The following is a 10,541-nucleotide window of genomic DNA, read 5'->3' on the forward strand; positions in this document are numbered from 1 at the left end:
AAGCGCCGCGAGGGACCGCGGCACCAGGCGCGTCAGGGCGCCAGCAGCCGCAACACCTGGGGATAGAGTTCCCGCGCCAGGTAGCGATGGCCGGCGACGTTCGGGTGGTTCTCGTCGAGAAAGAGGGAACCCCAGAACCGCGCGACCTCCTCGGGGCGCTCCCGCGCCGCCTCCATGACCGCCGTGATCTCGACGATGCCGGAGCCGCCGCCGGCCACACCGAGCGCCTTGCTCAAGTCGCTGCGCAAGTCGGGGAGCGGATCCACGAACGTGATCCCGTGCTTCCGGCAGAAACCTCCGAGGATCTCCTGCGGCGAATCCACCCGGGCGACGTAGACCAGCTGGAAATCCCGCGGCGACGCGAGCACGACGAGCGGCACGTGCTGCGCGCCGGCCAGGGCCGCCAGCTTCTCCAGCCACGTCAGGTAGTCGCGCCACCCCCGCTCGACCTCCGGGAGGTCCGCCCTGAAGACGAGGTTCTCCTCGGTGAGGGTCTCGCGCCGCCTCGCCTCCCGCTGCAGCCGCTCGCCCGAGGGCTCCAGGAACTCGATACTCGCGATCACATCCCGCAGGAACAGGTACAGCGCGCTGTGCCCCGACAGGAAGTAGTGGTAGTACGGGCCGTCGATGACATCCGGCATCGTCGGCATCTCGCCCGCCCCCCCGAACCTCCTCAAATACGCGTACGGCTCGAGAACGTCGTTGAGGTTGAACTGGAGGATCGCGAGGTCCGGCTTGAACGCGAGGGCACGCTTGAAGTCCTGGTACTCCTGGAAGATCGAGTAGCCGGGGACCCCCAGGTCGAGCACTTCGTGCTTCCCCGGGGCGCCCCCGCCGTTCAACAGATGCTCCAGCACGCGCGGATAGGGCGCGTCGTCCGGCACCCCGTGGCCGAAGGACACCGAGTCGCCGAGGACGACGATCCGGGTCGTGCCGGCCGGCTTCTCCTGGGAGACCTCCGGACCCCGGAAGCCGGACGAATTGATGGTGACGTCGTCAATCCCGGCGAAGTACTTCCGGACGCCGCGCCGCAGCCGGTAGATCTTGTCCCGGTCGTACTCGAAGAGACTTTCGTCGCGAAGCCGCTCCGGTGAGTACTTCAACCTGCACAGCGCCTCCGCCGTCCCGAGCAGGACGACGAGCGAGCAGACCGACAGGAGGATGTTCTTGCTGAGATCGCCCGACATCGAAATGCCGCCCTTCCGCCCCGGCGCGTCCGCCTCAGGCGCGGAGTTCCTCCCGGAGCACCTCCCGGCTGTCGTAGACCAGGAGCGCGAAACGCACGACGTTCGCTGCCGTCACCGCGAGCGCCGCCCACCACAACACCGGCCGCAGCCACACGCCCGCCCCGGGACCGCCGGCGGCCGGCTCCCGCCAGAGCAGGACCCCGCCGAGGAGGAAGACGGCGAACTTGCCGGCGAGGTAGGCCGCGCGCGACGTCCGCGATGCCACGAGGAGCCGCCCGAGGCGCGAGGTGTTGATGCCGAAGGTGCCGACCCCGCGCCGGTAGAGCAGACTGCGCACGAAGTCCGAGGCGAACGAGCGAGCGATGAAGACCAGGGGCACCGCGAGCGGGACCAGCCGCTTCCAGGCGAAGAAGACGAAGAGCAGGTTCTCCGTGATGCGGTCGCCGAGGGTGTCGAGAAGCCCGCCGGTCAGCGTGGAGGTGCGCAGGCGCCGCGCCACCCACCCATCGACCCCGTCGAGCAGGAAGACCGCCACGAGAAGGGCCACCCCGAGTCCCCGCAGGGTCTCGCTCTCGGCGCTCAGCGCGGCCAGCGTGGGGAAAACCAGGACCGTCCGGAGCAGGACCAGGAGGTTGGCGGCATTCTTGACCATGTCGGGCGAGGATAAAGGAAACGACGTTCGACCATCAAGGCCAATCGCCGCCTGAAGAACTCGACTTCTCGGCGGTCACCGCGCCCCCGGAAGGCTGGTCCTCGGATGCGGCCCGCTCGAAAGCCTCCAGGTGCCGTCGCGCCCTCGCCGCCAGGGGAGACTTTCACGTTCCCCGTTCATCGCCTCGCCCTTCCGTCCGCCGCCTCGAGCCGCTCGGCGACGTCCCGGTACGCGTCGATGTGCCGGAAATACTCCGGAACCGACTCCAGCCACCGCGCGGCCTCCGGGAGCATTCCCAGGTCGATGTATCCCCTGGCGAGCCCCAGCATCGCCAGGGGACTCACGCCGGGGATCCGTTCCATCACCTCTTCGAAGCGGCGGATGCCCTCCACGGGCCTCCCGGCTTCGAGGAGCAGGAAACCCAGCGCGAGACGGGCGTCGGTGAAGCCCGGGCGGACCTCCAGCGCGCGCCGCAACGCACGCTCCGCGCGCCCGCGCTCGCCCGCGTCGGCGTAGGCCCCGGCCAGGAACAGCCAACTCCTGACGTTGCCCGGCTCCCTTCCCGTCTCGGCGGTCCACAGTGTGATGCCATCGGCGAAATCCCGGTTGCGGATCGCGGTCCGCGCGGTCAGGAGCACAAGCGCAGCAGCGACGACCGCTGCGGTGGCCGCCAACGCCCGTGCCCGGCCGAGCCAGCGAGTCGCCGCGAGCAGGACGGCTGCAAGGAGCAGGCAGAAACCCACGGAAGGTAGGTAGGCGAAGCGCTCGGCCATGAGGAACGGGGTCACCACCAGCAGGTTCGCGGTCGTCGCGAAGGCCGCGCAATGGAGCACCGCGCCGAGGGCCCAGGCCTGCCGCCGCCGCCACCCCGCCACGATGGCGACGACCGCCGCGATCGCCCCGGCGGCCACGGCCAGCCCCTGCACCGAACCGGCGCGGGAGACCGGGCCGATCATCGTGTCCACGAACGCAGCGTCCAGGCGCAATGGCGCGGCCAGCCGCACCGCGTAGAGGAATTGGACCTTCAGCGCCGTCAACACCCGTGCGGGCAGGTCCAGGAGGACCAACGGGTTGTCGACCGGGTCCGGGAGGTTCCGGGGCAGCGACCCCGAGAGGAGCGCCCATTTCCGAAACGCCAGCCAGCATGCGGTCACCACGCACAGCAAGGCATACAGGGGCCAGCGCTCCCGCGCGACCGCCCTGCGCTCCCGAGTGCCGAAGACGTCCAGGAGCAGAAGCAGCGCGGGGAACGTCGCGGCGCTCTCTTTGGACAGCAGCGCGAGCGTGTACCATGCAGCGGCGACGACCCGGTGGAGACGCCCCCGGCGCAACGCCGACCGGGCCGCGAGAAGCACGAAGAGGGCGGCAAGCAGCTCTGCCCTCCCGGTGACGATGTCGATGACCTCAGTATGGACGGGGTGGACAGCGAAGAGCGCTCCGGCAAGCCACGAGAGCGCCAGCGGGACGCCGGCGGCGACGAGCACGACGGAGGTCAGAACGGCCACCCCGGCGTGCAGCAGGACGTTGACCAGATGGAAGAACACCGGCGCAGGCCCGAAGAGCCGCGCGCCGAGGGCGTACGAGAGAATGGTCAGCGGGCGGTGGAGGCCGCTGCCGGCGCCCGTGCCCCAGTAGTCGGCCGCGACGATCGTCGGCAAGTCCGCCGACCACACCAGCGGACTATCCCGGACTATGGCCAGGTCGTCGCCGATGAACGCACCCGGGAACGAGTTGACGTAGGCGCACAGCGCCAGCGCCACGATTGTCGCCGGGACGAGCGCCGGCGACAAGGATCGGCCACGAAAAAGGGCCGGCGGACTCAGGGCCCGCCGGCCCGGGAACTCAACAGCCCCCTGGTCAGCAGGGATGGACGTTCGAGCCCTTCACCACCATCGGCTTCGCATACTTCGTCTTCTTCATCGTCTCCCCCCTTTCGCTCAACCGGCCATGAGGCCGACTCACACCCGTTGCCCGCGCCTAGAAGAACCGGTAATCCGGGACCGCGAGCGCCTTGTCCTGCACCGCCACGATCTCCTCCGGCGTCGGCACGGTCGACCGCACGGTGATCTCGATCGAAACGCGCCCCGGCGTCTCTCCGGCGACGTACTCGGTGGCGGTCTGACCATTCCGGTCCGTCAGGCCACGGTCGCTCCTGAGCTCGCCGGTCCCCTCGACGATCGCGTACTCCACTTCGACGCCGTCGTTCGGGTTGTCGTTGATGTCGGTCACGAGGACCTCAAGATCGGCGCGGCTGCGGCCGTCCGCCGGCAGCGTCTGCGGGTCGAGCTTGAGGGCGATCTTTGCCGGGGCGTCGCTGCGCAGCTCGATCTGGACGGAGTCGCTGATGCCGGCCGCGACGTCCTTGGCGGTGACGACGACCAGGCCGATCTTCTTGCCCGCGGTGTACACCGCGCGCGCCTCGCCGTTGCGGTCCGTCAAGTCCTTCACCACCCGGATCGAGCCCGTGCCGGAGGCGACCGCGAAGTCCACCTTCCGCCCCTCGACCGGCTTGCCCAAGAGGGTCACCCGCGCGGTCAGCCGCGCCGTGCTCTTGCCGTCCGCCGTCAGCCACTCATCGCTCGACGTGAGCTTGATCTCGTAGCCCTCGGCCTCCGCCGCCACCGTGACCGGCTGAAGCTCGAGCTGCGCCGTCGCGGTGATGTAGGTCTTCACCCAGCCCGAGCCGACGTCGTTGCTGAGCATGTCGCGGGCGACGAGAATTGCCGTCTTCGCAGCGAAACCCGCGACGTACGTGGCGCTCACCTTGCCGAAGAGGTCGGTCTTGCCGAACCGCATCTCCTTCACCGTGCCGCCGACCTGCTCCGTGAACGCGCCGCCACCCACGATCCCCGTGTACTGCGATGTCGTGAAGAGCATGAACTTCACGTCGTGGTCAGGGACCGGCGTCCCGTTGGCATTCGTCACGGTCACGTCAACCCGCGCCGTCGACTTCTCGTCGGCTTTGAGCTCCTGCGGGTCCGTTGTCACCGCCAGCCTCAGACTGGGGTCCATCGCGAACGGGTAGTCGTTGGTCGCCGTCACCGTCATCCCGTCCGCCACAAGGCGCCCGACGAGGGCAGCGCGCCCGTACCGGTCCCGCCAACCCACCTTGTACTCGCCGGTGTAGACTCCCGGGGCCGTCTCCGTGAGCGCCTGATTCACGATCGGCGTGATCACCTGGCGCCGCGACCCGTCGCGCATGAGCGCGACCACCGACACGTAGTACGGCTTGTCGACCTCCGGCGTCTCGAGCGTGTAGACCTGCTCCTCGACCCCGAGTTTCGCCGCCGGCTCCATGCCCGGGGCCGCGGGGTCGAAAGGCGTCTGCGCGATGAACACCTCGTACCCGCTGACGTTCTTCAGCCAGACCTCGCCTTCCTCGAACGCCTCCTTGTCGCCGCTGTAGATGCCCCAGCCGCGCCAGTCGATCTCCAGCTTCTTGCCGACCTCCGGATAGTGCACGAGGTCGAACGTCGCGTTCCCGCCCTTCGACCCCTTGAGCACGACGCCCACCGTGTCCCCCGCAACCAGCTTGCCGGAGAACCCGGCCACCTTCCGGGCGTTGTGGTGCACGGCAGACACCGCCGGCGGCTCGATTTCCTTGCCGGTCGCGACGTTCAGCAGCCGGAACTCCTTGATCACCGAGCGCATCGAATTGGAATACGTGCGACCGCCGAACTCGACCCCCAAGTCCATGGTGGCGGCCTTTGCCAGGATGGGACCGAGGCCCTCGTCGGAACCCTGGTTGGTCCTGATCTTCCTGCCATTGATGTAGAGCGAATCCCTCTTGCCCTGTTGCCAGGTTACCGTCAGCCTGAAAGTGCCGCCCCTGCCCACGCGGAACGGAACCCGCGGAATCCAGGCCATGCCCCAGCGCTTGCCGTCCGCGCGGCTGAAGGTCCGGAACGTTCCCCCGCCCAGGATAGCCGGCGCCGGCTGGTTCCAGCCGCCCGTGCTCTTCCAGTCGAAGAGCATCGCATAGAGCGTCTCGCCCTGCGCATCGTACAACGTGAACAACGTCTCGAAGGGGGCCTCCTCGGCCCGCTTGATGACGAAGTCGAGAGTACCCTCCTTCGGGTTGAACCCGGCTTTGGCCAGGTCGACGGTGATTCTCCCCTGAGGCGTGGTCCGGATGCCCCCCGACTTGGCCCGCCAGCCCGTGCCTTCCCGCCGGTCGCCGACCTCCCCGCCCTCGCGGGTGATCGCTGCCGACTCCTGGCTGAAATCCGTGTTCACCAGCACGGCGGCGCGAACCGGTCCCGCGAGGGCACCCGCGAGCGCCGCGACAACTGCCGCCCCGAGCAACCCACTTCGCCACCACCTTCTCATCGCCGTTCCCCCCTGGATCCCGCGTCCAGTCTCATTCCGCATCGTAGTACCCCGAATCCGTCCTTTTGTTGCCGGCCCGCGGGTTACCATGCGCCACCCCACGGCGACACCTTGTTCCAGCCGCCGCTCTTGAGATCGTCGTTGGCGCGGTGGCAGTTGTCTGCCGCCTCCCAGTAGGGGGCGTACTTGTTCCTGTCCGTCAGCGTCGCGTTCGTGTAGAGCGACTGCGACGCGCTCTTGTTCGGGCCCCAGGCGTTCGAGTTGCTCGTGGTCTTCCCCGCGTGGTTGATGTCGAGGCAGTTGGTGATGAGCAGCTTCGGCAGGCGCGAGGCGTGCGGGTTGTGGCACTTCGAGCACGGGAACTGATGGTACTGGTTCTGGTTCCAGCTCGTGGTGCTCACCGAGGACTGGACCGCGCCCCAGTTGTAGGAATTGTAGTTGTATTGGCCGGCAAACCGGGGCGCGTACATGCCGCCCGAGCCACGGTATCCGTACCCCGCTCTCGAGGCCCTGAGCTTCCAGTTGAGGTACCCCTGGTCCGGCACCTGGCTGTATGCCGTAGGCGTCCTCGACGAAATGAAGTTCACCATCGGCCGCCCGTGCGTGAAGTCGAAGATGTCAGCCGCGCCGGTGCCGGACGTCCCGGTGCCTCCGATCACGGCGTTGGCGTGACCGTTCGTCCCGTACCAGAAGGCCTCGCTGACGTAGTCCATCGTGTTCACGTTGGTGGTGTGGCACGCCGTGCAGAGGCCCGCGCTCGACCCCAGCGCCCAGCTGTTGGTGCTGGTCGGCCGGCTGCCGATCGCCAGGTTCGGGTTGTTCTCGTCGATGAAGTACCCGCCCTGCTCGGTGTACGCCGTGCCGCCGCGCGGCAGCGACCCGAAGCCCTTGTTCGTGTAGTTCTTGTTGAAGGGCGCGCCGTCCTCGGGGTACGGGCTGCCCTTCCAGGTGCCGCGCAGGAACGGCTTGGCGATTGTCGAGCCGCCGCCGTTCGTACCGAAGTGCACGTTGTGGCAGTAGCTGCAGCGGATCAGGCTGATGGCGTCCGGGGTCTCGGTCATTCTGCCGAACGACCCGCTGACCGCGGCGCCGCCGGCCGTGTTCGCCGTGTGGATGGACTGGATCGTCCCGACCTTGTAGGCGAACGCCGTCTGGGCGCTGTTCCATGTCGACCCTCGCCACCGCATCGTGCTGATCGTCCCGAAGTTGTAGTTGGCGGACGCCGCCAGGCCGTTCGTCTGGGTGTTCGTGCCCCACTCCGAGACCTCGTTCGCGTCGGCCAGGCTGCCGTTCTTGTTGAAGTCGTGGCAGTTCCAGCAGATCTCGGCCTCCGTCGTCCCCGAGGTCTGGTTGCCGCCGAGCACGTAGCCGACGACCCCGGTGTCGACCGTGTGGTTGTAGTGCGTCCACCCGGCCACCGCGCTCCCGAACGCGTTCTTGATCGCGACGACGTTGGCGTCGCCCTTCTTCGAATGCGTCGCGCCCCGGTTGCCACCCGGGTGGCAGTCGTCGCACCCGGCCGCGGTCGTGCTCCGGGTGAGCTTGGTGTGCGGATCGCCGATGGCCACCTGCGGCGCGTTGGTGTTGTTGACGTTGTCGTGGCACGACGTGCACTTGCCGGCGCCGAGCCGCAGCAGGTTCTTGCCGCTCGTGGTGTTCACCGCGGCGAACTGGTGCGCAGCGTCGTTGCCATGGCACTTCGTGCTCGCGCAGCCCCCGCTCGACGTCTGGTAGCTGGCGCTGGCCGTGCTCGGCGTGCCGCCGTTGAGTTCGACGCTGCCGTTCGTGTGCCCGCCGTAGGTGTCCAGCCCGTTGAGCACGCTCGTCGCCATGTAGACGTACGGCGAGGCCGGGTTGGCGATGCCGCCCGTGCCCTTCATGCCGTGGCAGAAGCTGCACTCGTCGTGGTTGTCGGTGAGGGCCGTCGTGTTCCCGAGCACCTGCGTATCGTGGTTGACCGGCGCCACCCCGCTCGCGTGGAGGTTGTTCGTGGGGTCGGAGGGACTGGTCGGCGGGTAGCCATGGCAGGTCCGGCAGGTCGCGCCGCCGAAGTCCCGGGCGGCCACCGTCCAGGCCGAGCTCTCCATCCGGTACCCCGAGCGGTAGTCGTGGCACACGGCGTTGTTGCAGCCGTAGGTCGTCGTCACGTAACCCACGCCGGTGACGTTCATCTCGATGCTGCCGTTGCCGTGGTAGCTCTGGCTGTCGAGGGCGCGCCAGAAGCTCCCCCCGAGCGAGTAGTTCGGATGGGCGTCCGCGGTGTCGTTGACGCCGTGGCACATCTTGCAGGTGTTGTGCCGCCCCGGCGTCATGACGCTCCCCGCGGTGTCGGTGGTGTTCCAGTGGTAGCTGTGCTCGACGTTGTTGTCCGTCGCGTTGTGCGTGCCCGTGCCGAAGTTCCAGCCCGCGGCCTCGGTCCCGTGGCAGCCGCCGCACTCGGACTTCGTCTGGGTCGGGTCATTGGTGCCCAGGTACGAGTCGGTGCTCCAGATGCGCGCCCACGAGCCGGCGTCGCCGGCGCCATCGTGGCAGCCCGTCACCCCGACGCCCGCGCCCGAGCAGCTGAACGCGGTGTCGTTGAAGGCCGTCCGCATCGTGGAGTTCAGGTGGAACTCGTTCGAGGCCTGACTCACGACATCCGTGGCGAACGCGCCGTCGGCGTGCGCCGTGGCCGTGGAGACGTTGTGACAGCTCGTGCAGCTGCCCACGGTGCCCGAGAAGGCGTCGTCGTGCGACTCGTGCGAGATCGTCGGCACGGTGGCGTTGTTGTGCAGACCGCTCCGCGGGTTGAGCCCCACCGTCGTCGTGTTGCTGTGGCAGTAGGTGGTGCAGTTGCTGAAGGAGAGGTCCCAGTCCGGCGTGCCCGTTGCGTGGCAGCCCAGGCCGGTCCCGGTCGACGTGCAGGTGCGCGCCGTCGTGCTGTAGTTGTACGACACCGTGCCGGTGATACTGATGCCGGCCTCGTCATAGGTGGCCGTCGCCGCGTCCACCGTGCTGGTCGAGTAGTTGATGTGCGCCGTGGACGTCGGCAGCGTGCCGTGGCACGTCGCGCAGACCTTGCCCTTGTCGAAGTGGTTGTTGTGGCTCCTCGACAGCGGCGGCACGTACGCCGTGTTGCCCGAGGAGGTCGGCGACGCCGCGTAGTAGTGGCACGCGTCGCAGGCGAGGCCGCCGGTGGTGTTCCACAGCGCCGACACTGCGGTCCCGTTGTTGTGGCAGTTCGTCGTCCGGCACGACCCGTTGGCCGCGCCGCCGATGGCCGGCGAGGCGCCAAGCGAGTAGGTCACCAGCGCGCCGGTGAAGTTGACGCTCAGGTTGATGTGCGTCGAGGCCGTCTGGATCGCGTGGCAGACCGTGCACGGCGCCGTCGCGAACCGCAGGTGCTCGTTGTGCGCGTTCGTGGTCATGCTCGCGCCGTCCTGGTGGCAGAGCGTGCAGTTCACCTGGGTCGTGTTCCAACTGTACGCGGTGTTGTTCGGCGTCCCGGTCGTGGCGCTCAGGCCGTTGTTGTGGCAGACGTTCGTGCCGCACGTCCCGAAGCTGCCGCCGTTCGCCTGGACGAGCCGGTCCGCCGGGCTGCCGTACGTGAAGGCCACGCCGCTGAAGGTCAGCGTGCCGTTGGCGTGCGTCGAGACCGTCTGCGGGCTGGGCCCGTGGCAGTCCGCGCAGGTGATGACATCACCGAAGGTCGTGCTCGCGTTCAGGTGCGCCGTGTGCGCCCCCGTGTTCATCGAGGCCACCGTGTTCCCGTGGCACTCCACGCACGAGTTCGTCCCGCCGATCGTCGTCCCCCACGTGTACGGCGAGTCCGCGTTCGTCGCCCGGCCGTTGTTGTGGCAGACGTTGACCCCGCAGTTCCCGTTGACCGACGGATAGTTGTAGTTCTGGTAGGTGAATGCCACGCTCCCGCCGGCAAGCGCGAACGTCCCGTTCAGGTGGTTGGTCGCCGGGGGCGTCCCCGGGATACCCCACGCCGTCGAGGCGTTGTGGCAGGTCGGGCACGTCATCTGCCCGCCGCCGGCCCGCGTCGCCGTCGAGGTGTGCGCCACGTGCGAGGACTCGGTCGTCGCGTCCACGTGGCACATCACGCAGCCGGTCTGGTTCGCGCCGTACCAGCGGTAGTCGTTCGGCGCCGTCACCGTCGTGTTCTTGTTGTTGTGGCAGTCGATCGCGTTGCAGCCGCTGCTCGTCGCCTGCACCTGGTAGCTCGCGTTGTACGCCGTCGCCACCATCACGCCGTCGGCGTCCGCAGTCCCCTTGCTCCAGATCCGCTTGAACCCGCCAAGCGCGGTGTCCGCCGGCTGCACCGCCAGCTTCTCCGCAAGGGAACCGTTCCACGACGTGTTGTAGTGGCCCGCGTGTCCCGTGCTCGG

The 10,541-nt window shown here is 68.4% G+C and carries 5 protein-coding genes; all 5 read right to left on the minus strand.

Annotation, left to right across the window (positions count from 1 at the left end):
- Positions 1 to 32: 32 nt before the first annotated feature.
- Complete coding sequence (locus tag VI078_01790; protein HEY5998020.1) at positions 33 to 1,187, minus strand: SGNH/GDSL hydrolase family protein; 1,155 nt, start codon at positions 1,185 to 1,187, stop codon at positions 33 to 35.
- A gap of 34 nt (positions 1,188 to 1,221) precedes the next feature.
- A complete protein-coding gene (locus tag VI078_01795; protein ID HEY5998021.1) occupies positions 1,222 to 1,839 on the minus strand; it encodes a CDP-alcohol phosphatidyltransferase family protein in 618 nt (205 codons plus the stop codon).
- 176 nt (positions 1,840 to 2,015) lie between these two features.
- Positions 2,016 to 3,599 (minus strand): tetratricopeptide repeat protein, encoded by a 1,584-nt coding sequence (locus tag VI078_01800; GenBank protein HEY5998022.1) that lies wholly within the window; start codon positions 3,597 to 3,599, stop codon positions 2,016 to 2,018.
- Positions 3,600 to 3,816: 217 nt separating this feature from the next.
- Positions 3,817 to 6,168, minus strand: a complete 2,352-nt coding sequence (locus VI078_01805) for a hypothetical protein (protein HEY5998023.1) — start codon at positions 6,166 to 6,168, stop codon at positions 3,817 to 3,819.
- A gap of 83 nt (positions 6,169 to 6,251) precedes the next feature.
- On the minus strand, positions 6,252 to 10,541 hold a 4,290-nt coding region (locus VI078_01810; GenBank protein HEY5998024.1), incomplete at its 5' end, for a hypothetical protein.

This window comes from bacterium, assembly GCA_036524115.1.
GTDB lineage: Bacteria > JAUVQV01 > JAUVQV01 > JAUVQV01 > DATDCY01 > DATDCY01.

Bases quoted from the DNA above. Each gene is read 5' to 3' on its own strand.
- VI078_01790 (HEY5998020.1), bottom strand. From the start codon at position 1,187: ATGTCGGGCGATCTCAGCAAGAACATCCTCCTGTCGGTCTGCTCGCTC.
- VI078_01795 (HEY5998021.1), bottom strand. From the start codon at position 1,839: ATGGTCAAGAATGCCGCCAACCTCCTGGTCCTGCTCCGGACGGTCCTG.
- VI078_01805 (HEY5998023.1), bottom strand. From the start codon at position 6,168: ATGAGAAGGTGGTGGCGAAGTGGGTTGCTCGGGGCGGCAGTTGTCGCG.